This window comes from Thermodesulfobacteriota bacterium (genome assembly GCA_025062045.1).
In the GTDB taxonomy this organism is placed as follows: domain Bacteria; phylum Desulfobacterota; class Syntrophorhabdia; order Syntrophorhabdales; family JANXAF01; genus JANXAF01.
Map to the genome: position 1 here is coordinate 98201 of JANXAF010000001.1, position 23304 is coordinate 121504.

At 43.8% G+C, this 23304-nt stretch carries 23 protein-coding genes; 13 read left to right on the forward strand and 10 right to left on the reverse strand.

What is annotated here, in order from left to right; translation table 11 throughout:
- Positions 1-5: 5 nt before the first annotated feature.
- Positions 6-779, reverse strand: coding sequence for a 3',5'-cyclic-nucleotide phosphodiesterase (locus tag NZ583_00485; GenBank protein MCS7280094.1), 774 nt, complete (start codon positions 777-779; stop codon positions 6-8).
- Positions 780-866: 87 nt separating this feature from the next.
- Between NZ583_00485 and purF the strand changes: the two genes are divergently transcribed.
- The 5 genes from purF (at position 867) to NZ583_00510 (ending at position 8371) form a co-directional block, all read left to right on the forward strand.
- A complete protein-coding gene (gene purF / locus NZ583_00490) occupies positions 867-2312 on the forward strand; it encodes an amidophosphoribosyltransferase (GenBank protein MCS7280095.1) in 1446 nt (481 codons plus the stop codon).
- A gap of 2 nt (positions 2313-2314) precedes the next feature.
- Complete coding sequence (locus NZ583_00495; GenBank protein ID MCS7280096.1) at positions 2315-3778, forward strand: transglycosylase SLT domain-containing protein; 1464 nt, start codon at positions 2315-2317, stop codon at positions 3776-3778.
- 183 nt (positions 3779-3961) lie between these two features.
- Positions 3962-5419 (forward strand): FAD-binding oxidoreductase, encoded by a 1458-nt coding sequence (locus tag NZ583_00500; GenBank protein ID MCS7280097.1) that lies wholly within the window; start codon positions 3962-3964, stop codon positions 5417-5419.
- Between the two features lie 10 nt (positions 5420-5429).
- The gene (locus tag NZ583_00505) at positions 5430-6743 is read left to right on the forward strand and encodes a (Fe-S)-binding protein (protein MCS7280098.1); all 1314 of its coding nucleotides are present in this window, start codon (positions 5430-5432) and stop codon (positions 6741-6743) included.
- A gap of 11 nt (positions 6744-6754) precedes the next feature.
- Positions 6755-8371, forward strand: a complete 1617-nt coding sequence (locus tag NZ583_00510; GenBank protein ID MCS7280099.1) for an FAD-binding oxidoreductase — start codon at positions 6755-6757, stop codon at positions 8369-8371.
- A 21-nt stretch (positions 8372-8392) separates the two neighbouring features.
- Here NZ583_00510 and NZ583_00515 read toward each other — a convergent pair whose 3' ends face one another.
- Genes NZ583_00515 through NZ583_00525 form a run of 3 tightly spaced genes read right to left on the reverse strand, consistent with a single transcriptional unit; the run spans position 8393 to position 10694 of the window.
- A complete protein-coding gene (locus NZ583_00515) occupies positions 8393-9724 on the reverse strand; it encodes a phenylacetate--CoA ligase family protein (protein MCS7280100.1) in 1332 nt (443 codons plus the stop codon).
- Between the two features lie 15 nt (positions 9725-9739).
- Entirely contained in the window at positions 9740-9922 is a 183-nt protein-coding gene (locus NZ583_00520; protein MCS7280101.1) for a hypothetical protein, read from the reverse strand.
- Positions 9915-10694: an IclR family transcriptional regulator gene (locus NZ583_00525; protein ID MCS7280102.1), complete on the reverse strand. Its 780-nt coding sequence runs from the start codon at positions 10692-10694 to the stop codon at positions 9915-9917. The genes NZ583_00520 and NZ583_00525 overlap by 8 nt, the downstream gene beginning before the upstream one ends.
- Before the next feature lie 86 nt (positions 10695-10780).
- On the opposite strand from NZ583_00525, the gene NZ583_00530 reads away from it, so the two are divergent.
- The 6 genes from NZ583_00530 to NZ583_00555 are packed head-to-tail and all read left to right on the forward strand — an operon-like array spanning position 10781 to position 15859.
- Positions 10781-12085: a 4Fe-4S dicluster domain-containing protein gene (locus NZ583_00530; protein ID MCS7280103.1), complete on the forward strand. Its 1305-nt coding sequence runs from the start codon at positions 10781-10783 to the stop codon at positions 12083-12085.
- Positions 12078-12809 carry a heterodisulfide reductase-related iron-sulfur binding cluster gene (locus tag NZ583_00535; protein MCS7280104.1) on the forward strand — a complete coding sequence of 244 codons (732 nt, stop codon included), beginning with the start codon at positions 12078-12080 and terminating at the stop codon, positions 12807-12809. Before NZ583_00530 ends, NZ583_00535 begins: the two co-directional genes overlap by 8 nt.
- Positions 12810-12831: 22 nt before the next feature.
- A complete protein-coding gene (locus tag NZ583_00540; protein MCS7280105.1) occupies positions 12832-13089 on the forward strand; it encodes an IBR domain-containing protein in 258 nt (85 codons plus the stop codon).
- A gap of 2 nt (positions 13090-13091) precedes the next feature.
- Positions 13092-15035 carry an aldehyde ferredoxin oxidoreductase family protein gene (locus NZ583_00545; GenBank protein MCS7280106.1) on the forward strand — a complete coding sequence of 648 codons (1944 nt, stop codon included), beginning with the start codon at positions 13092-13094 and terminating at the stop codon, positions 15033-15035.
- A 14-nt stretch (positions 15036-15049) separates the two neighbouring features.
- Positions 15050-15556, forward strand: coding sequence for a 4Fe-4S dicluster domain-containing protein (locus NZ583_00550; protein MCS7280107.1), 507 nt, complete (start codon positions 15050-15052; stop codon positions 15554-15556).
- 36 nt (positions 15557-15592) lie between these two features.
- Positions 15593-15859, forward strand: a complete 267-nt coding sequence (locus NZ583_00555) for a MoaD/ThiS family protein (protein ID MCS7280108.1) — start codon at positions 15593-15595, stop codon at positions 15857-15859.
- Between the two features lie 3 nt (positions 15860-15862).
- On the opposite strand, the gene NZ583_00560 is transcribed toward NZ583_00555, so the two are convergent.
- Genes NZ583_00560 through NZ583_00585 form a run of 6 tightly spaced genes read right to left on the reverse strand, consistent with a single transcriptional unit; the run spans position 15863 to position 20469 of the window.
- A complete protein-coding gene (locus tag NZ583_00560; protein MCS7280109.1) occupies positions 15863-16315 on the reverse strand; it encodes a carbon monoxide dehydrogenase subunit G in 453 nt (150 codons plus the stop codon).
- Between the two features lie 10 nt (positions 16316-16325).
- Positions 16326-16547 carry a hypothetical protein gene (locus tag NZ583_00565; protein MCS7280110.1) on the reverse strand — a complete coding sequence of 74 codons (222 nt, stop codon included), beginning with the start codon at positions 16545-16547 and terminating at the stop codon, positions 16326-16328.
- Positions 16548-16562: 15 nt separating this feature from the next.
- Complete coding sequence (locus NZ583_00570; GenBank protein MCS7280111.1) at positions 16563-18893, reverse strand: molybdopterin-dependent oxidoreductase; 2331 nt, start codon at positions 18891-18893, stop codon at positions 16563-16565.
- A gap of 1 nt (position 18894) precedes the next feature.
- Complete coding sequence (locus NZ583_00575) at positions 18895-19380, reverse strand: (2Fe-2S)-binding protein (GenBank protein ID MCS7280112.1); 486 nt, start codon at positions 19378-19380, stop codon at positions 18895-18897.
- A gap of 10 nt (positions 19381-19390) precedes the next feature.
- Complete coding sequence (locus NZ583_00580) at positions 19391-20257, reverse strand: xanthine dehydrogenase family protein subunit M (protein MCS7280113.1); 867 nt, start codon at positions 20255-20257, stop codon at positions 19391-19393.
- A complete protein-coding gene (locus NZ583_00585) occupies positions 20254-20469 on the reverse strand; it encodes a hypothetical protein (GenBank protein MCS7280114.1) in 216 nt (71 codons plus the stop codon). Before NZ583_00585 ends, NZ583_00580 begins: the two co-directional genes overlap by 4 nt.
- Positions 20470-20828: 359 nt before the next feature.
- Between NZ583_00585 and NZ583_00590 the strand changes: the two genes are divergently transcribed.
- Together NZ583_00590 and NZ583_00595 are read left to right on the forward strand one after the other, a co-directional pair.
- Entirely contained in the window at positions 20829-22187 is a 1359-nt protein-coding gene (locus NZ583_00590) for a TrpB-like pyridoxal phosphate-dependent enzyme (protein MCS7280115.1), read from the forward strand.
- A 2-nt stretch (positions 22188-22189) separates the two neighbouring features.
- Positions 22190-23299: a pyridoxal phosphate-dependent aminotransferase gene (locus NZ583_00595; protein ID MCS7280116.1), complete on the forward strand. Its 1110-nt coding sequence runs from the start codon at positions 22190-22192 to the stop codon at positions 23297-23299.
- The last annotated feature ends 5 nt before the right edge of the window (positions 23300-23304 follow it).

Consider the following 23304-nt stretch of genomic DNA (forward strand, 5'->3'; position numbering starts at 1 on the left):
AAAAGTTAAATTTCTATAACCATTCCCTGTCTAAGAAAACGGAGATTTTTTCTTTTTGAGTCCAAAACCTCTTTTTTTATGGCCTTTATGAAGTAAGGTTTCATGTGGTAAATGTAGGTAGGCTTTTTTGTGAGTCCGTACCTGTCAAGAACAGAAAGAAGCATCGACAACGTCATGTGGCAAGAAAGCTCCGCCACTTTTCTTTCACTTTCTGGGAAGGAAACGTCAGCTATTACGAATTCGATTTCATCATCCTTTGCGACTTCCCAGATCCTTTCTGTATCTTTTGTGTCCGATGTGAACATGAACCCTTTTTTTTCCTTTTCCTTTACAACGAAGCCTGTCGTGTAAACGGTATGGGAAACTGGTATCGCCTTAATCATAAGCCCCTCAAATTCGAATTCACTATCGATAGGGATCTCCTGGAATCTTATTAAAGCGTCTTCGGCCGATGGGATACTCGTAAAGTCGGGCCAAATAAGATCATTGAAACCGTTTTTCGTTATAACTTCGATCGTTGGTTTGGCCGAAAATACACTAATCCCCTTAGCTTTTAGGGCGGCCAACTCATCGACAAGTGGAAATAAACCCTTTATATGGTCCAGGTGGGCATGTGAGATGAAAACAGCCTTTAGTTTCTTTATCCTTTCGTAACTTAGGACCTCAGTTATAGTCCCTGCGTCTATAAGAATTGCATCGTTTATCAAAAAGGATGTAGTCCGATAGCGTCCTACAACACCTCCGTAACATCCTAGTATCTCGATTTTCACAACGATCATAGTAAAAAGAGTAAGATATTCTGTCAAGATTTTTTTGATTTTCGGGTTACTTGTCTATACGAAAAAAAATTGCTATAAGTAACTCGCATGTGCGGAATATTCGGGATTTTTAACCATAAGTATGCATCCAATATGGTCTATCTTGGTCTACATGCCCTCCAGCACCGGGGACAGGAAAGCTCAGGTATCGCAGCGTCGAATGGAACAGGCATGACATATCATAAGGCGATGGGGCTTGTCTCGGATGCGTACACAGGGGAGATAATAAAAAAGCTCTCAGGACATTCCGCTATCGGACATGTGAGATACTCTACAGCCGGAACAACAAGTCTTTCTAATGCCCAACCGCTTGTTATCGAATACTCTTATGGTTCACTCGCCATTGCCCACAACGGAAACCTAATAAACGCATCTATCCTGAGACAGAAGCTTGAACTTAGAGGTTCCATATTCCAATCTACGACCGACTCAGAGGTGATCATCCATCTCATGGCTATATCCAGAAAGAAAACAACAGTGGAAAGACTGATCGATGCTTTAAAAAAGGTAAACGGATCATACTCTCTTCTTTTGCTCACAAACTCCGAACTCATAGCCGCAAGGGATCCTTATGGCATAAGGCCCCTTGTTATGGGAAGACTCAAAGATTCATACGTTTTTGCAAGCGAAAGTTGCGCCTTCGACTTAATAGGTGCCAGGTACGAGAGGGAGGTAAACCCGGGGGAGATAATCCTTGTTACGCAAAACGAGGTCCGCTCATTTTACCCTTTCAAAAAGGTCAAACCCAGAAACTGCATATTTGAGTACATATACTTCGCAAGGCCTGATAGTACCGTCTTTGGAAGGTCCGTATACGTTGTAAGGAAGTCTTTAGGCAAACAGCTCGCAAAAGAGACGCATGTGGACGTGGATATGGTTATTCCTATTCCGGATTCCGGAATCGGTGCCGCAATAGGCTACGCCCATGAGGTCAATCTTCCGTTCGAGCTTGGGCTTATAAGGAACCACTACGTTGGGAGAACCTTCATAGAGCCTGAAGAAAGGATTAGACATTTCGGGGTAAGGCTGAAACTTAACCCTGTTTATCAGGCGGTTAAAGGAAAGAGGATCGTTGTCATAGACGATTCTATAGTCAGGGCAACAACTGGAAGAAAAGTAATAAGAATGCTGCGGGACTGTGGGGCTAAGGAGATTCATTTCCGAGTGAGTTCACCTCCAGTTACCCATCCTTGTTTTTACGGAATAGACACACCGTCAAGAAAAGAGCTTATAGCTTCATCCCACGATTTGGAAGAGATAAGGAAGTACATGGGGACCGACACTCTCGAGTATTTGAGTGTGGAGGGCATGAAGAAGGCTGTAACCGAGACAGGAGATTCAAAGGAATACACATTCTGTGATGCTTGCTTTACTGGGAGGTATCCTATTAAATTTCCGTGTCAAATGACTCTCGAAGACGTAGAAGCACTGGCTGGAAAAAGGCGGCAACTAAACAATAAAAAGGCTTTATCTTTAGTTTCCGCGAGAGGGTAAAGATGTTTGTTCCCCCTTTTATCCTTCCTCTTCTTCTTTTTACTTTTTTCTTTACTACCAATGTTACAGAGGCCCAAGGACACAAGGCATTAGCTTCCCTGGGATCGCTGGCTTCCGAAAGGAAAGATCAAGAAGAACGGCTATCGACATTGGGAGAAAGCCAAAACACTTCTTACCTTACTTTGAGCGACCCCCAGCAATCGGATGTCGTGGCAACCCCGGAAGAAGGTGACATACGAAGTCTTCTTGAAGAAAAACTACCGGAAGAGTTCGATATTCCTATTGTCTTCAACGAAGCCGTAGAGTATTTCATAAACTATTTCACCACTGTAAAACGTAAGGTATTTGCCAATTGGCTAAAAAGATCGGAAAAGTACGTTCCTTTCATGAGACAGATTCTCAAGGAGGAGGGCCTTCCAGAAGATCTCGTTTATCTTGCGATGATCGAGAGCGGGTTTAATCCCAAGGCCTACTCCCCTGCCAAAGCCTGCGGTCCTTGGCAGTTTATATATAAAACTGGCGAAAGGTACGGTCTCAAAGTAAATTACTGGATCGATGAAAGAAGGGACCCTGAAAAATCCACTGTTGCCGCCGCTAGATACCTCAAGGACCTTTTCAATCAGTTCGGTTGCTGGTATCTTGCAGCAGCATCGTACAATGTTGGGGAAAAAAAGGTAGAAAGGATTTTAGAACAGCATAACACAAAAGACATCTGGGAGATAATAAAATATAACAGTTTGCCAAAAGAGACTAGAGAATACATACCTAAGCTTATAGCGGCCGCCATCATAGCCAAAAACCCCGAAGCTTTTGGGTTCGAAAAGGTAAATTATGGAAACCCTGTAAATTTCGCTAAATTCGTCGTACCCCGCGCAACCCCGCTAAAAAATATAGCTAGGGCTGCGGGTGTGAGTCTCGAGACCGTAAAATCCTTAAACCCCGAAATTCTGCGCGGTATCACCCCCCCTGACAGAGAGTTCGTGATTAAATTACCAAAGGAAGTGGATGAGCAGACGTTTTATGAAAAAATATCCGAGCTTGCCTCTCGAGAGAAAAAGGTGAAAGGGTATTTCGCATACAGGGTAAAAAAGACAGATACGCTCCATAAGATATCAACAACATATGGGGTACCAAAAGAGACATTGTGTCTTTGGAATAGCGACAGGGAAAGTATGAGGATAAAACCGGGAAATATCATATATATCCCTAGGTTCGCAGCCGAGAAGGAGATTGCGCATCTTGGAAAAGAAAGACCTGGTACGAAGCTCGCCCATTACAGAAAAAAAGGAAAGCCTGGTGCGACTTCCAAAAGGATCATCTATTACAGAGTAAAAAAGGGCGATACTCTCTCTCTGATCTCAAAACGTCACGGTGTGGCTTTACATTCAATAAAATCTTTTAATAATCTTAGAGGTGACAGGATCGTTCCCGGTATGATTATCAAAATACCGGTCGAGAAAGGATAGCTGGAAACTCTTTACTCTTTCTCACGAATGTCCCTTTCGTGAACCGATTTTTCATAGTTTCGCGTAGGAAATTGAACGATTGTCTAGAAGAAAACTGGTCGTACAGGATCTTTTTATGTTGACTTATCCTAATCCTTCTGATAAGTGAGTCATATATGCAAATTCGAAAAGAGGAGAGAAAAGATGAAGATTAAGGAGGAACTGTCAAAAATTGTGGGTGAAGAGAATGTAAATTGTTCAATGGAAGAAAGGCTTAAATACTCCAAAGATTATAGCCTTACCCCCCCTTGCGTTCCAGAAGCTGTCGCTTATCCAAAAGATGCCAATGAGGTAAGCGAAATAGTAAAATGGTGTAACAAGAACGGGATTCCAATTGTTCCTGTAAGCTCGAAGATCCACTTTTACGGGGCTACTGTCCCGACTCTCGGAGGTATCGTCGTTGATCTCTCCAGAATGTCTAAGATCCACGAGATAGATACGGAAAACAGGTTTGTACGGTTTGAGCCAGGTGTTAGTTGGGGGGTGCTCGTTCATGAGTTAAAAAAGAAAGGCATGAGGGTTATTATGCCTCTTACCCCGCCTGCCGAGAGATCTCCCCTTACCGATTGTCTTGAGCGGGAAATTCCAACAAACGTAGTTTATGATTATGGCGAGCCTATGCAGTCAGTGGAGGTCGTCTGGCCACAGGGTCATATCTTTAGATGTGGTTCTGCAAGCGTTGAAGGCTTTCCAAATTCAAAATCAAGGGGTGTCAATCCCTCCGGACCTGGTATCGATTTTTATCGGTTTATTCAGGGAGCACAAGGCACATTCGGGATAGTTACCTGGATGAGTATGAAGATCGAATCGATTCCAAAGATCGATAAGGTCTATTTTGGACCCACGAAAGATTTGCCGTACACGATAGAGTTTCTTTATAGGATTCTTCCGCGGAGAATAGGACAGGAATGCCTTTTACTTAACAACGTCAGTTTTTCCCTGATCCTTTCTGAGAGAATACCGGAGGATTTTGAAAATTTAAGAAAGGAGTTACCACCCTGGACGCTTATTCTCACGATAAGCGGACTTTTGCGCAGGCCAGAAGAAAAGATAGCTTACGAGGAAAAATTCTTAAATGAGGTCTTAAGGAACGAGTTTCCTAAAATGGAACTCAAAGAGGTTTTGGGAGGTTTTCCGAATTTAGGAGAGAGGATGCTTAAGATCCTAAGGGAGCCATATCCGGCTCAGAAGAAACACTGGAAGATTGCGCTAAAAGGGGGTTGCCAAAGTTTATTTTTCATAACGAAACCGTATAAGGCGCCGATGTTTATCGATATCGTCGATTCCGTGGCCATGAAATTCGAATATCCCCCTTCCATGATTGGAAAATACATCCAGCCCATTGAGCACAACAGAGCCTGTCACGTGGAGTTCAACTTTTTCTTCAACCCTGAAGATGAAGAAGAAAAACAAACTGTGAAAAAGATTTTCCTTGAGGCTTCAAGAATAATCATGGACAACGGTGGCTTTTTCACAAGACCTTACGGAGATCTGAGTAAAATTGTCTACGAAAGAGCGGCAAGCTATACAATGACCCTCAAAAGGCTAAAGAAGATATTCGACCCGAATAACATAATGAATCCTGGTAAGCTCTGTTTTTAAGGAGGAAGAGATGATAAAAAAGGAAGAGATGTTTGATACCCCGAAAAAAGAGGTGAGCTTAGATGTAACAGACCTTAGGAATTTCGTATACGACATGTCAAGGTGCATAAAATGTAAAGGCTGCTACTGGGTCGATCACATATACATGCCTGGAATAGATTTTATGGTCAGATGTCCAAGTAACCTTTGGAAGGACTTCGATTCATACGGCGCATTCGGAAAGATGAGAATAGGAATAGCTCTTTTTGAAGGAAGATTGAGCTGGTCTGAAAAGCTCCTTGAGATCCTTTACGCATGTACACTTTGCGGGGCCTGTGATGTGGGATGTAAAAGGAACCTTGATCTTGAAATAGGATTAACTCTTGAGGCATTACGCATAAAAGCGGTAAAAGATAGGGTTGCTCCCCTACCGGCCCATAAAAAGATAATTGAGAACATTCAGAAAACACACAATAAGTTCGGGGTAGATAATAAGGGGAGAAGAGCCTGGGCAGAAAAAGTACCCTTAGATGACACTTCCGATCTCATATACTTTGTCGGATGTTCAAGTTCCTTCGTAAATCGAGAGATTCCTCTAGCTGTATCAGAGGTCCTTTCGAAAACAAATAAAAAATTTGCGCTTTTTGATAATGAATGGTGTTGTGGAAACGTCCCATACTCTGTCGGAGCCTATGAAGAAGCAAAAGCTATAGCTCGACGGAACGTAGAGTACGTGAGATCAAAGGGGTGTAAAACTGTGCTTCTAAGCTGTGCTGAATGTTATAGGATGTGGAAGGTTGACTATCCAAAGCTGCTTGGTATATCCACGGATGATCTTGGTTTTGAGGTTATACATTTCATAGAGTACGTTGAGAAGGCCAAAAAAGAAGGGTTACTCAAGCTTACAAAACCAATCAAAAAAAGGCTCACTTACCATGATTCTTGCGGAGTTAGCAGGCTTTGCGATCCGTGGATAAACTGGAAAGGGACAAGGGGATGGATGGGAATTGTGGAACCGAAGTTAAAGAGGAGAAGAGGTACTTATGGTCTATACTTTCAGGCGAGAGAGATCTTAAGTAGCATTCCCGGTCTCAAATTCGTTGAGATGCCGAGAACTAGAGAGAATTCACTCTGCTGTGGAGCAGGGAGAGGAACAAAAGAGGCATTTCCCCAATTTACTGAATTTATTGTGAATGAGAGGATGAGAGAGGTAAAACACGTAGGGGCTGAGCTTCTTGTCTCCGCATGTCCTTGGTGTAAGACTAATTTCAAACGCGCAATAAAGGATGGAGATGGTATAGAGGTCCTTGACATATCAGAACTCGTCGCTTTATCCATGGAGTGAGGAGGCGTAAAATGGCTATAAACAGAGAAGCTTATAATGTTTTGAAGTCCATAGTTGGAGACGATTACATATCCGACGACCCTGTAATATGTGAGGGGTATAGGGCAGGTCCAGGAGGGTACGAATGCGGTCTAGGGTATGAGAGAGTGATGAGTAAGGTTCCGGGCGCTGTAATCCTCCCGAAAACTACAGAAGAGGTGCAAAGGATTGTAAAGGTTTGCAATAGGTACAGAGTACCCTTTGTACCTTACAGTACAGGTTTTTACGGTCCCCGCTCCCACTGCCATGTGGAAGGAGAACTTCTCATAGATTTAAAGCGCATGAGGCATTTCGAAATAGATGAGAAACACTTTTACGTCGTTGTTGGTCCGGGCGTCATATATTCACCTATCCAGCAGGAAGCATTAAACAGAGGAGCCTACGTTGTTATAGGTGGCGGTGGGGCTCAGGCTTCAGCGATCGCAAATCTCATAGGGGATGGATGGTCACCGCTCAGCCACAGAATAGGCCTACCCCACAGACGGATCTTAGGGACTGAGCTTGTACTTCCGGACGGGGAGCTAGTCAAACTAGGTTCTTATGCTATAAGTGACGATCCTTTCTGGGGAGAGGGAATCGGTCCAGATTTGAGAGGTTTACTAAGAGGTTATACAGGTCTTAGAGGGTGCCTTGGAATAGTCACTAAAATGGCGATAAAAACGCTTCCGTTTCAGCCGGAGCCGCTTATTCCGACTGGCGTATCCCCCAATACGGCACTAAAACTTCCACTCAATAGAGTTAAGTGGATAAATTACCAGCTACCTTCCAAAGAGTCTCAAATAAAGGCCATGTTTGAGATAGCTAAGGCGGAGATCGCAGGGGCGGTTACAAAGGTTCCGCTCTTCTGGAGGGCTATAGCAAAGGCTGAATCGAAAGAGGAATTTTGGGAACTGTGGGGAAAGGAAAGTGAAGAAACGATAAAGAACTTCTTTATAATCCGTGTGCTACTTATAGGTTACACATCAGAAGAGCAGATGAGGTACGATGAAAACGTTTTAAACGATATAATGCAGGAATTGGGCGGAGTTCCTAGACCGACAAAGCCGACTGACGAATCGTGGATAAAAAATGCGGATTCAGCTGGCATGTGGCTTATGTGTGGATCTTACGTTTCAGTCGACTATGTCATTGAGTCTCTGTCTCAAGCCGTCGTTCACGGTGAATACTACGCCGAGCTTAAAAGGAAATACACACCACCGCTTATGCCGGATCACGGAGATCCAGGATGGTTTCAGAGCTTTGAACTAGGACATCAAGGCTACTCTGAATTCTTAATATACTGGGATCAGGATGAGGACACAACCGGTGTGGATCACTTCTACGTCGAAACTTCTAAAATGAACATAAGGGAACGTTTTTACACCGCATTACTCGGTCCCCATCAGCCCCTTTACCTTACTGGACCAAAGTACGGTCCAAATTACCACGAATGGCTCCTCAAAATTAAGAATGAATTCGACCCACTTTGGGTATGCCATCCTCCCGTGCCACTGGCCCATGACGTATTCGTAAACCGGGCTGAATGGATGAAACCAATAAAAGATTGGGAATCTCCTGAAAGTCTACCTATCCCCGAGTGGTGGAAATAAAAGGGAGGGCTACCCTCCCTTTTATTTCTGCTTTCTTAAGTCTTTGAATCTTTTGGCCTTCACATCGTATCTTGGAAGGCTACCAAAAGGGTGGACTTCAATGTTGTACCCTATGTTTGTTTTGAGTCTCAGCTCGTTTTGGAGTCTTTGGAGAATCTCTTTTTCCTTAGACTCATAACCGGGTCTTATCTCTATCTTTAGCGTTATGTCGTCTATGTCTCCCTTTTTCGTGACAATTACTTCGTATTCGTCTGAAAGTTCTTTGAAAGACCTCACCACCTCTTCTATGGCCGTGGGAGCAAGTAAAACTCCTTTTACCTTCGTTATATCATCTGCCCTACCTATAACCCCTCCATCTATGAGCCTAAAGGTTCTGCCGCATTCGCATACGTGATCGGCCCATTTAATCACATCTTTTGAATCGAATCTAATGCAAGGTTTTGCAATTCTGTCGAACGTGGTTACGACCATCTTGCCTTGCCTATTCGGTTCTTCTATTATTTCCCCTGTCTCCATGTCCTCTATCTCCACTAGGAAAAATGCCTCGTTTACATGGAGCATAAGGGGAGAATGGGTACACTCAAAGCTCCATGCCCCTATCTCTGTCGCACCTATGTGATCGAATACTCTTGCACCCCATACCTCTTCTATCCTTTTTCTAGTCGATGGAATACTCGCACCAGGCTCACCGGCGCATGTTATCTTTTCGATGTGGAGGTCTTTTTTGGGATCTATACCCATCTTTAGGGCTGTTTCTCCCATCCCTAAAACGTAAGTGGGAGTGGCGAGAAAGGCGTTACATTTAAGTTCCTTCATTTTTAAGATCCGTGCCTCCGTGTTTAGAACCCCACCGGGGATCACCTCACACCCTATCTTTTCTGCCGCGTAATGAGCATTCCAGAAAGCTGTAAAGACGTTGTATCCGAAGGGAAAGAAAACCCTGTCTTTGGGTCTATAGGTCTGGGCGTAAAGAATGTAAGACCAACACTCAGCCTGCCATTCCCAGTCCTGCCAAGTATCGCCCTGGTAGACCGGAACTCCCGTTGTACCGCTCGTTTGCCTAAAGGCAACAACCTCTTCCAAAGGGACCGCCAGAATGTCCCCGTAAGGGAATGGCTCCCGTGTCTGTACCTCCCTGAGCATATCTTTCTCTATCTTTGGCACCTTCTTTATGTCGTCAAACGTCTTTACATCTTCCGGATGAAACCCCAAAGAATCATAGTATCTTTTATAGAAGGGTGAATTTTCATACGCCCATCTGAGTATCCTTTTAAACTTTTTAAACTGTAAGAGTCTGAGTTTCTCCCTAGGAAGGGTCTCAATGTAAGGGTTCCAGTAAAGATCTGCCTTCATTTCAGTCCCTCCTTTCTACTTCTCTCTTTCTAGCTCTACTAAATCTGTAATGTTAAGCTCGAGCATCTTGATGTTGGCGAGGATCTTCTTCAAATTCTTATTCACCGTCTGGATGTGACCACCAATCTTGAGCATCTCCTCAGAAGTACTCCTAAGATCCCTTATCTTTTCTGAAAGTTTAAGTAAGGTTTCATCCATGATCGTTCCCCTCCTTTCTCCAAAAGGTCTCATAAGCGAGAGCAATTAGCTCAGCCGTCCTTTTTACCTCCTTTATAATCTCCTCTTTCATCTCCTCTCTGAAAAAGCTTGTAAATCCCACTATCCATATGACACCAAGAGACCTTCTTTCCGAAAAAATGGGAGCAGCGCATGCCCACACACCTCTCATGTATTCTTCAACCTCCATCGAATAACCAAGCATTCTTGCCCTGCGAACCTCCTCCAAAAATTCAGTTTCATCAGATACACTCCTCTCTGTGTACTTTTTGAGGCCTTTCTTCCTTATTATGGCTCTTACTTCCTCATCAGTGGAGAAGGACAGAACTACCTTTCCTGTAGCACCCGCCGTAAGCGGAAGTTTTGTCCCAGGAGGGGAGCTTATTTTATAAGGTTTTAAAGGCTCAACTGCATCAAGTATCTCAATATAATCTCCGTTTCTCACACCCAAAAACACCGTTTCATCAAATTTCTTAGACAATCTCTCTAGAAAAGGACGAGCAATGCCAGAAAGATTCGATTTTCGTAAGATTTTCTTTGCAAGATCAACAAGACGCGCAGATATGTGGTAGGTTTTCCTCTCTTTATCCTTTCTTATATACCCTTTGTCTTCGAGGGCTAAAAGAATGCCGTAGAGTGTTCCCCTATTTAAGCCTGTCTTTTTCGCAAGGTAACTGAGTCTCAAATCATTATTGTCCTCTAACAGGACTTCAAGAACGTCAAAGACTTTTCTGACGAGAGGAGCGCGATACATGTCTATTATAAAAAACAAATTTTAAAACATGTCAAGGACAAATTGCTTGACATTTTTAGAAATCGTGGCATATTATAACATTGTTTATGATAGTTAACGGACGGATCCCAAGGGTTTACGTTTTTGAGCCTTCATCCGATGAGAAAAGAAAGCATGTGGCTTCCATCCATGCGGGGAAAAAATCCGAACGTAAAGACCTCTCAGAGATAAAGAGTCAATTAAGGGAAGTAAGGCTAAGAAACAGAGAGCTTCTCGACAAAAATGTAGAGAGGTTTAAAGAGGTTTTAACCGAAAACTCTTTTTTTAAACTCCATTTTGCGCAAGATGCTAAGACGTTTCTCGGACTACTACGGAAGAGTACAGATAAAACAAAAGTAGTCTCATTAAACAAATCGAATGTTCTCATAAACGAGGTAAGACCATTCCTTAGGCGCTACGGATATAGATCATTTGTGAGGTATTTTTCAGAGTTCAACGATTTTACCCCCGAAAAAAAATTTTTCACGGATTATTGGATGCTTCCAGGTCTTCACGAAAAAAATCTAATTGAAACGTTTGGGCTTAAATCCATAATAGATCTCTCCATACCAAAAAACGGAAAAGACTATGTTACGGTTTTAGGCGTAAATGCCGCATCGGCTAAAACAGGAAATCTCTATTTTCTTCAGCACATGTCGAATATCACCAAGGATTTGGAAGAGGCAAAGACCATCTTTGTCCTCGTTCCATTGGAAAAGATAGTGGAGTATGACGGTGATGCGAAATTGCACGTGCAATCGATGGGAATATTTGGGCTCGAATCTGTTATCCTCGATCTAAAACCCAAACGCGAAGAGGTCTTCGAGTTTGAGCGTATTCCTTTCTCGGATGGTAAGAAGGAAGTCCACATTGTTATTTTCGATAATGGGAGAAAAAGGCTCCTATCCACAGCTTATTCTGATCTTCTCCTCTGTATCGATTGTAGAGCTTGCGCAAGACAATGTCCGGTAGGACAGCATATAAAAAGTGTAAAAGAGTTAGTTTATAGCCCAAAAAATCTTCTCTTCCTTTACCTCATTGGAAGGCGTAAACCTTTCGAATTCTGTCTCCATTGCGGAAGATGTGAGGTTGAATGTCCGGTCGGCATTCCAATCCCTGAGTTACTCTGGAAGTCACAGATAGACTACTCACAGAAAAAAGGAAGATCAATATTCAAGGTCATGTTCGACAATCCTGAGCTTTTCGCGAAGGTCGGAACTTTACTTTCTCCAGTTTCGAACTGGCTGCTAGAAATCCCGATCGTTCGAACGTTGATAAGCATAATTCCTGGGATTCACGCAAAGGCAAAATTGCCCAAATTTTCGAGGACCACATTTAGAGAGTGGTACGAGGAAAGGAAGAAACGTGGATAAAGTCGTTTATTTTACAGGGTGTTTCTCAAACTATTACGATCCGGAAATAGCAAAATCGTTCGTTACTGTCATGGAAATAAACGAAATAGAGGTCCTTGTCCCTGAGCAGGTATGTTGTGGAATGCCGATTATGGCAAACGCAAATTACAAGGGAGCAAAAAGGAACTTTGAGAAAATCGTGAGGTCTCTATTTAAAGCTTCTGAGGGAAAATACCCCATAGTTACGACATGTCCAAGTTGTAACATGATGCTAAAAAAGGAAGGAAAGACTTTTTTCCCATCCGCCGAGGCGAATTATGTATCGAGTATGATATACGATTCTTCCGAGTTCGTTATGAACTTAGACTTAAAAAGGAAACTCAATAGGTTTTTTGGAAGGCTTGAACTAAAGGTTCTTTATCACAATCCGTGCCACCTCAAAGTACAAAATATAGATGCCACCATATACGTTCTGAAGCTCATTCCCGGAATCGAAGTCATAGGCATAAATAGGGATTGCTGCGGTCTTGGAGGTTCTTTCGGTATGAAAAGGAAAAACTATCCCATCTCTTATGCTATCGGAACAAAAATCTGGAGAATGGTTGAAGAACTAAAACCAGATGCCGTTGTCACTGAGTGCGGTGGTTGCGGACTTCAGATAAGTTCAAAAAGACCAGTAAAGATCTACCATCCGATGGTGCTTCTCAACATGGCATACTCGGCTGCCTCGCATGAGGCTGCATGATTTTTAAAATAAGGAGGGAACCATGTTCAAGGATACATCTACCGCTGAGACATTGAAGTCCACAAGGACTTACGGTCAGGTGAGATGTCCAAACCCCACTTGCCTTGACAGGCTTGTCCCTAAACCGGGAGATAAGACGATAAAATGTCCAAAATGTGGGACCGAGTGGAGGGTTGTGTGGCTAAAGCCAGATCTTCCAAGGATCCGCGGCCCGGTTTGGGAGACAAATATTGAGATTGCAAAAAAGAAGTTAGAAGAAATTGAGAAAAAAGGAGGCTAAATATGGCACTGAGCAGAAGAATCGCTTACATCGATCTTTCAACCGGTAAGATTGAAACAAAACCAATACCTATCGAAATGAGACGTAAATTCTTGGGTGGGAGGGGATTAGACGCCTATTTACTCTACAACCACTGTGAAAAAGGCATAGATCCATTCTCCCCGGAGAATCCCTTGATTGTAAGTGCGGGATTACTTGTTGGAACGCTTGCCTCGGCCACTTCCAGGACCCATGTTATGGCAAAATCGCCTCTTACTGGGATGCTAGGAAGCTGTAACATGGGAGGGTTTTTCGCTCCGGAGTTGAGGTGGGCCGGGTTTGACCACTTGGTCATAAAGGGAAAAGCTGACAAACCCGTCTACATTTGGATACACAACGGAGAAATAGAGATAAGGGATGCAAAAAACCTTTGGGGTAAGTCAGTGACCGAAGCCCAGTGGGCAGTAAGGGAAGAGCTTGGTGATCCCGATGTTAAGTGCCTTGTGTGCGGCCCTGCTGGAGAAAAGCTCGTAAGATTCGCAAACGTTATGACAGGTATTAAAAACGCGGGTGGAAGGACAGGGATGGGGGCCGTTATGGGCTCTAAAAACTTGAAGCTCATAGCGGTCAGAGGAACGATGGATATAAAGATCGCTTATCCGAAGGAGGCCCTGGAATTCAATAAGAGATTCATCGAACAGATAACCACGGCTAAGGTAAACCAGACAATGGGAATCTTGGGCACTCCTTTTATCTGGGGTGCGACTAACTCATGGGGTGGAGTAAGGGTTAACAACTTCCAGTATAACCAGCTACTTTACGCCGACGATGTAGAACCAGAAAGGTTCCACGAGATAGCCAACGAGACCTTTGGTAAGTACCACATGGCCGGGTGTTTTGCTTGCCAAGTTCACTGTAGGGCCAGATACAGAATTCCCGATGGGCCTTACAAGGGTTGTTACGACGAGGGGCCCGAATACACAACACAGGGTGCTTTTGCAAGTGAGGTCGGTTGTACAAGCGCGCTTACCGTCCTTACAGGAAACTATCTCTGCAACCAGTACGGCGTCGATTGGCTTGAGCTTGGAAGTTTAATTGCATGGGCAATGGAACTTTACGAAAAAGGCATTCTTACCATAAGAGACACAGGTGGAATAGATCTGAGATTTGGTAATGACGAGGCCGTAATCGAAATGATAAAGCACGTTTGTGAGAGAGACACATGGTTAGGAGATGTTCTCGCAGAGGGAGGGCTAAAAGCGGCTGAAATTATAGGCAGGGATTCTATAAAATACTTGATCCACGTAAAAGGAATGCAGAATTTACATTCAGATGAGAGACCAACCCCTGCCCTTGCATTAAATATAGCGACCGCATCCAGAGGGTCTGACCATCTAAGAAGCAGACCGGCCATAGATTTATACCATTTACCTGAGCCTGTTCTTAGAAAGATATACTCTAACCCCGTCCCATACGATGGACCTCTAAGCTCCGATTTCAGATCATATGAGGGTAAAGCTTGGCAGGTATTTTGGCAGGAACAGTGTTTCATGGCTGTGGATAGTCTAGGTATCTGTAAGTACCACACCACATTTTTGGGTGCGACTCTTCCCAATTTTGAAGATTGGACAAAGGTCATCTACTACAATACTGGTCTAGAGTTTACTCCTCAGGAGCTGTGGACTATCGCCGAGAGGTGCAATAACATGGAAAGGCTCTTTAACATCAGGGAAGGGTTGACCCCTGACGATCCTTTTAAAGGAGACATTCTTGTAGATAGATACTTTACTGAACCGACTAAGAGAGGCGCTCCGGATGTAATTGGTACTTGCATAGATAGGGAGAAGTTTTTGAAAATGAGGGAAGAATTCTATAGGTATCACGGATGGGACGAAAAGACGGGTGCTCCAACTGAAGAGACTCTTATAAGACTCGGCATAGATAACGAACCATCCCATCTTCTGTAGTTAAGGAGGTAGCCATGCACGCAAATCCTAAAGCTCTCGTTATAAACTATGAAAAATGCACAGGCTGCAGACTCTGTGAACTTGTCTGCTCCGTCCATCATCACGGGGTCTCAAACCCCGCCAAATCTAGAATCAAAGTTGAGAAATGGGAATGGGAAGGACTTTACATCCCTATGTCATGTAAGCAGTGCATAGATGCGCCTTGTATGAACGTTTGTCCTGTTAAAGCCATCTCTAGAGATGAAATCCTCTCTAGAGTCGTTGTCGATCACAATCTTTGTATAGGTTGCAGATCGTGCGTTGCTGTTTGTCCCTTCGGCGCCATGGGATTCGACCCTGTAGAAAAGAAGGTTTTTAAGTGCGATCTTTGCGACGGCGACCCTAAATGTGTCTATTTCTGCGATGAAAAGGCGGTAGATTACGTTGAAGTCTCAAGAGAAGCGCTTCTAAGAAAAAGGGAAGCGGCAGAAAAGATAGCCCAGGCCCATAGAAGAGCAGTAGAGCTCATGTCGGAGATTTAAAAAAGGGGCGGTAAAACCGCCCCTTTGGAGGTACAAATGGCAGTAAAAATAGTCGTTCATCCATTTTTAAACAACGGAAAAGAATTAGAGGTTTTAACAACCGGAGCCACTGTTGGAGAATGTATAAAAGAGCTCATAAATCTCCACCCACACATCGAAGAAAAACTGTTCGACAAAAACAAAAAGTTAAGAGGTTATGTTGAGATCCTAGTAAACGCTAAAAGTACATACCCACAGGAACTCTCTTACCCTGTAAATGACGGGGATACAATAAACCTTATCGTATTTCTTTCTGGTGGATAAACCTTAGGCCAAAGCTTTGAGTTTCTCCTGTAAGTTCTTCGTAAATTCCTTCTCCACATCTTTCGCTTTGGCCCTCATAATTCTGTCTCCGAACATTGCGAGTTTTCCAACTATCTGCACATCAGTTTTATAAGTTATCTCGACTTCTCCATTTCCCAAATCCTTAAGGTCTACGACACTTTTCTGTCTAAAATGCCCAAGCTTCGTAATATCCTCCCCTTCGCCTTCAAGCTCTATATGATTAGGTCTTTCGACTCTCGTGAGCCTGCTTATGAACTTAAGTTTTGCCGAGATAGGCCCAACCTTTTGTTTCACGACGCACTCATAAGTATTCTCTCCTATGAGTTTTACGGATTCGGCTCCGGGAAGGCATGTTAAAATCGTCTCGGGCTTTAAGAGAAAGTCGAATAGCTTCTCTATGTCGGCCTTTAGTCTGAATTCCCCTTCTATAACCATCCCTTCCCTCCTACTCTTTTATTTCGGCCTGAGCTTCTTCTACGAGTTTTGAGAGTATCTCATAACTTCTGTTTCCTGGACCGGCTGTCTGCTCTAAGAGCAAATCTATAAAAGAATAACCCCTAGACTCTACCCAAGCCCTGTGGGGTTTATCACCTGTTCCAAAGATATGGCGTGCAACCTGCATACTTGTTGCGTATTGTTTCTTGCAGACGGGACACTTAAAGTTCACAGTATGCCTCCTTTCCTACTTTTCCTCCTTTTTTTCCTTCTCTTTCAAAGCCTTAAGGATCCTTTCCGGAGTGAATGGCAGCTCTTTAAGCTGGATTCCCAGGGCGTGGAAAATGGCATTTCCAAGCGCAGCAGCGGTTGGGTTGGTCAAGCCCTCACCAGCTTCTTTGGCCCCGTACGGGCCTTCTGCCTCGTAAGTATCTATTTCGATCATCCCTGTCTTTGGCATATCGGCAGCCCTTATAACTTTGTAGTCCACAAGGTTAGGGTTCAGAATCTTTCCCTCTTCCATGGGCTGATCTTCAAGATACCCGTATCCTAAGGCCATAGCCGCAGCCCCTTCTAGCTGTCCCAAAAGCCCCAAAGGATTTATAGGCTGGCCGCAGTCATGGGCAGTCATTACTTCGTGAATCTTTATCTTTCCAGTTTCAGGATCAACCTCAGCATCAACAGCCTGCATCATGTAACTATAGGCAGGAGATATCATTCCTTTCCTTCTGGGCGTGTAGTAACCACGACCGATTATCCTCTGTCCGTCCTTTGCCCTGATGGCCTTCTTTACGAGATCCTCGTATTTCATTCCCCTTTCAGGTCTAGCAATTACGTGAACCCATCTGTCCTTTATGTCCAAGTCATAGACTATGTTTAGGCCCATCTCTGCGTAGGCGTACTCAAGTAACTGCCTCTTTGCGTCTTCGGCTGCCATCTTTACCGCGTTTCCAGCCATAAGTGTCTGACGGGATCCCCACGCACCCAAATCAGGCGGACAAATACCAGTATCTCCTGAGAAGACACGCACATCCTCCACTTTTACCCCCAAAGTTTCGGCGCAGATCATGGCTAATGTGGTGTTTGAACCTTGCCCAATGTCCTGAGCCCCAACATAGAGATCCACAGTTCCGTCATAGTTTATAACTACAACTGCGGAGGAAAAGGAGTAAGGCGTGTCAAACCAGTTAAATATACCTCCGGACATGAAACCAGCAGCCGATATCCCGATTGCCCGGTTTGGACCTAAATCTCCCTTCGATTTGACCCACTCTTCTATCTTGTCTATACACTGAACCATGCCACAACTTTGAATATAGGCTTGACCTGGCACTTCGTAACATTCGGTGTGCGCATTCTTCCTTCTCACCTCAAAAGGATCGAGGCCTAAATCCTTGCACATCCATTCAATCTGTTGTTCGGAACAGAACATGGCTTGAGGAGCACCAAAACCTCTCATTGCGGTTGAAGGGATCGTATTTGTGTATACTCTAAAACCATCGTATCTATAAGCTTTCCATTTATAAGGGAAGGAGCAGAAAAAGCCTGTTAAGTAAAGCGCGGTGGCACCCATTCCCGTATAAGCCCCACCGTTTGTAAAGACGCGGACCTCCCTTGCCAAAAAAGTTCCGTCTTTTTTCATCGCTGTTCTTATGTAATAGTACATGGGAGTCCTTCTTTTGGATGCTATAAAATCTTCCTCTCTGGTAAACACTATCTTTACAGGTCTGCAGACCTTCTTTGAAAGTACAGCGCTACAGAAAATCGCGGCATCAAGCTCGAACTTTCCACCAAAACCTCCACCTACGTACTGTGCAATGACCCTCACATCGCCTTCCCTTAAGCCCAAAACCCATGCAAGAAGAGCCTGCATGTAATAAGGCGCTTGGGTCGAACACCAAACTGTAAGTTTTCCGTCTGGTGTGTAACTCGCCACAGCCGCTCTCGTCTCCATACACATGTGATGCTGACTCGATGTCCTAAACCAGTCCTCCCTTATGTAACCGTCTCTTTCGGCCTCAGCAAAAGCTTCCTCCACGTCTCCCCACTCTATATGTCTAGTTACGTTAATGTTCCTTTCCACACCTTCGTGGATTTCTGGTGCGTCTTTCCTTATAGCCTCCATGGGAGTAAAAACGGCTGGTAACACCTCGTATTCCACTTCTATCAACTCCAATGCCTTCTCAGCTATCTCTTCGGTCACTGCACAAACTGCCGCAACTGGTTCCCCAATATACCTTACCTTTTCCAATGGAAGGATCTGTTCGTCACAAAGTTCTTTATACCTTCTCCATATACCCTGCTTTATCCCCAAAGTGTCCTGACCCGTTGCAACAGCCATGACACCGGGAAGTTCCAGCGCCTTAGAATAGTCGATCTTTTTTATTTTAGCATGGGGATAAGGGCTTCTTAGGATTTTCCCGTAAAGCATATTCGGCAGTTTTATATCCGATGCGTACTGGGCCCTCCCCGTAACCTTAGCGTAACCATCGATATTGCGCGTCTTGTGGTTGATAACCGAGTATTTTACGCCCGGTTTAAAGACAGAGTACTTTATGTCTCTTGCTTCATGGCTCATATTAGCCCTCCTTGTATTCTCCCCTTGAGACTGCCTGAATAGCTCTGATAATGCTATTATATCCCGTACATCTACATATGTTTCCGTCTATTCCTTCTCTAATCTCCTCCTCTGTGAGCACCCTTCCTTCGTTTTCTTTAAGCAGCGCAGTGGCCGACATTAACATTCCCGGTGTGCAGAACCCGCACTGAAATGCTCCGTAGTCAAGGAAAGCCTCCTGAATGGGACTTAGCTTTCCGTTCTTCTCTAAGCCTTCAACCGTCGTGATATTCATGCCTTCCACTTGAACTGCAAGCACGGAACAAGATTTTACAGCCATGCCATCCACTAAAACTGTGCAAGCACCACAAGAGCCGCTTTCACATCCTTTTTTCGTTCCTGTCAAACCGATGTGATCCCTTATTGCATCGACAAGAAGTGTCTTTGGATTTATAAAAAGCTCGTATTCAAGGCCGTTCACCTTCAAGTGGACAATTTTCTTCTCCATAATCCCTCCTCTATTTTACAGCCTTATAGGCAGAGGCAAGCATCCTTCTCGTCAAGACTGCTACAAGGTGTCTTCTAAATTCCTCCGAACCATAAATGTCGGAAACAGGCTCACACTCAGAAGAAGCCAAGGCCCCTGCTTTTTCGAAGAGTTTCTCGTTGTATTTCTCTCCTTTGACTGATTCTTCCGCTTTTTTTGCCCGAATCGGGACTCTCCCTGCATTTGCTAAGCAGATCTTGGCATCTTTTATCGTCCCATCATCCATAAGGGTAACCTTGCAGGCTACTCCAACTATAGCCATGTCATTTTTTAGAAGGTTGAACTTGTAATACACACATGCACTTTTCGGTTCAGGTGGAGGAACCCTTATCTCCTTTAGAAGCTCATTCTCTTTAAGCTCAGTAGTGAAATAATCTACAAAGAAATCTTCAAGAGGCATCTTTCTTTCTCCGTTAACGCTGGTCATCGTGACCTCTGCTCCTAATGTAATCAAAACGGGCGCAGGATCTCCCGCAGGATCAGCATGGGCAAGATTTCCGCCTATAGTCCCCCAGTTTCTCGTTTGGATGGAGGCTAAATTCCTCTCCATCTCCACAAGGACCGGATAGTACTTCTTTACCGTTTCAGATTTTTCTATTGTTCTGTGAGTCGTTGTAGCACCTATAGAGAGTCCCTCTTTCTCATCGAAGGTTATGTAGTCCAACTCCTTGAGGTGCTTTATGTCGATCAAATATTCTGGTCTAACCATCCCTTGTCTCATAAGGATTAGCAGCGACTGGCCTCCGCATATTATTTTGCATGCCTCTCCGTATTCAGCGAGCATTGAGAGAGCTTCACCTAGAGATGCGGGTTTCAAATAATGAAAATCGTGTATCATAGCTCGCTCCTTTCTATTAATTCTTCGACATTTTTAATGAGCTTTTTTGCCTCGAAAAGATCCTCAAGCTCACCAAAGTCCAAAGAGATTCCTCTATCTTCTTCTCTTCCGTTTTGCCTCTGCTCACAAATATAATAGTGCCTTCCACGGTAGATGGGACATTCTACACACGCACATCTAATTATAGGACAAAAAATCTTACTTTTTCCCATTTTTACGCTTTAGTCCGCAATTCGGCCGATTTTAAGGAGAGTCTGTTCATGGTTCCGAAATTGGATTAAACTTTAGCCCGTCTACTGGGAAAAGTCAACTATTTTTCGGTTCATTTTAATGAATTTTCGTTCATTATCATGAACATCCAGTTTCTTCTTGACAAGGGCCGGAAACGAAGGTATAAAATGATTATATGACCAGTAAGCAAGCTATAATTAGATCCTGGATATGGTGGAGAAGGGTTAGTGTGGTGTGAAGCCGCCTAATATAAGCCATGGGCGGCTTCGCACCGCCCATGGCTTATCTGGGGCCATGGGTTCATAACCCATGGCCCTTTTATTTTTGTGGGGAGGTCCGGATGGTAAAGAAGATCATTTTATCTGACAGTGAGATTCCAAGGTTTTGGTACAACATTCAGGGAGATCTTAAAAAACCCCTTCCTTCTCCGCTCGATCCCCAAACTAAGAAACCCATAGACCCAGAAACGCTTTTCCGCATATTTCCGGCTAATCTCGTAGAACAGGAGATGAGTACACAAAGATGGATAAAGATACCGGACGAGGTTATAGAAAAACTTGCAATCTGGAGACCTACCCCTCTTTACAGGGCATACTCTCTTGAAAGATTTCTTGGAACGCCGGCAAGGATTTACTATAAGAACGAAAGTGTAAGCCCCTCTGGAAGCCACAAGCCTAATACAGCAATCGCGCAAGCTTACTATAACAAGGTCTTCGGAACAAAAAGGTTAACTACGGAAACAGGCGCGGGACAATGGGGGAGTGCTCTGGCTTTCGCATGTAATCAGTTTGGGCTCGAATTAAAAGTCTACATGGTAAGAGTTAGTTACAATCAGAAACCTTATAGGCGGATGCTCATCGAGGCATACGGAGGGAAATGTGTGCCAAGCCCAAGTATGGATACTGAGATAGGCAAAAGTTACTGTCAAAAAGATCCGGACCATCCCGGAAGCCTGGGTATCGCTATAAGTGAAGCAATAGAGGATGCTATGACCTCTGAAAAGACAAAATACTCTTTAGGTAGCGTCCTAAATCACGTTCTCCTCCACCAAACGATAATAGGGCTTGAGGCAAAAAAACAACTCGAATCGATAAAAGAATACCCAGATATTGTGATAGGATGCGTTGGAGGGGGGAGCAATTTTGCCGGACTTTCGTTTCCTTTTCTATTCGACAAGATAAACGGAAAGGAAGTAAAGGTCATAGCATGCGAACCCGCATCCTGTCCTACCTTAACCAAAGGTCATTATGTCTACGATTTCGGAGACAGCGCAGGAGTAACACCTCTTCTGCCAATGCATTCCATAGGCCACAAGTTTGTACCTCCACCAATACACGCAGGTGGGCTGAGATACCATGGAATGGCACCACTTGTAAGCTTACTTGTGAAAGAAGGCCTAATTGAGGCAAGATCTTACAGTCAGACTGCCACATTTTCGGCAGGTTTAGTATTCGCTAGAACCGAAGGTTTCATTCCTGCGCCAGAGACCAACCATGCTTTAGCCTGTGTGATAGAAGAGGCAAAAAAGGCAAAAGACGCAAAGGAAGAAAAGGTGATCCTTGTGAACTTTAGCGGACACGGGATTCTGGATCTTCTAGCTTATGAATCCTACATCCTTGGGAAACTCGAAGATTATTCTCTCTCTCAGGAAGAGATAGACTTGCTCCTTCATGATCTTAGAGAATTTCCGAGGCCGTGATTATGGATTTAAAAGTTTTAATGTCGGAAAGAATCAAAAATATTAGACCCTCAGGAGTCAGAAGAATATTCGATCTGGTTCAGACTGTTAAAGATCCTATCAATTTAAGTATCGGTGAACCAGACTTCGACGTTCCCCCTCCCATCAAAAACGAGGCTGTAAGATGGATTGAAATGGGGTTCAATAAGTATACACCGTCAGGTGGTATTCCCGAATTGCGCCATAAGCTTTTGGAGTACCTTAAAAAGAAGGGGATATTCTGCGAAGACGTAATTATAACACCAGGTGTGACAGGAGGTCTTTTGCTTGCATTTTTTGTCATTTTAAATCCTGGTGACGAGGTTGTAATACCCGACCCTTATTTTGTTTTATACGAATACCAGATAAGGTTAGTTGGGGCAAAACCCGTCTTTTTTGAAACTTACCCCGATTTTAAAATAAGAGAAGAGCCCCTAAGACGTGCCATCTCGAAGAAAACGAAGGCAATTTTAATAAATAGTCCAAACAATCCTACGGGGGCAGTTTACTCGAGGGATGAACTTTTGCTTATAAAGGAAGTCGCAAAAGAAAAGGGGCTCCTTGTTTTTTCCGATGATATATACGATGCTTTCGTCTACGATGATGACACCGAAAGAGTTTACATGGGCGAGCTTTATGAAAGAACACTGACCTTCGGAGGCTTTTCAAAGACGTGGGGAATGACAGGATGGAGACTCGGGTATGTGGCAGGTCCCAAAGAGATCATAAATTCAATGGTTACGATCCAACAATACGTTTTTAGTAGCGTAACATCTTTCGCCCAGAAGGCAGCACTTTTGGCACTCGATTACGACATGACCCCAGTGATAGAATCTTACAAAAGAAAAAGGGACCTCATCTACGAGGCAATAAAGGACAAGTATAATGTTTTAAAGCCAAAAGGTGCTTACTATATATTTCCTGAGGCTCCTGGAGGTGATGGTGACTCTTTTGTCGAAAGAGCGCTGAAAGAGAAACTCTTTGTCATTCCTGGAAGCGTCTTTTCTAAACGGAAATCCCACATACGGATATCTTTTGCCCAAAAAGAGGATGTACTACTTAAAGCAATTGAAATTTTAAGGAGGCTAGCTTAAATATT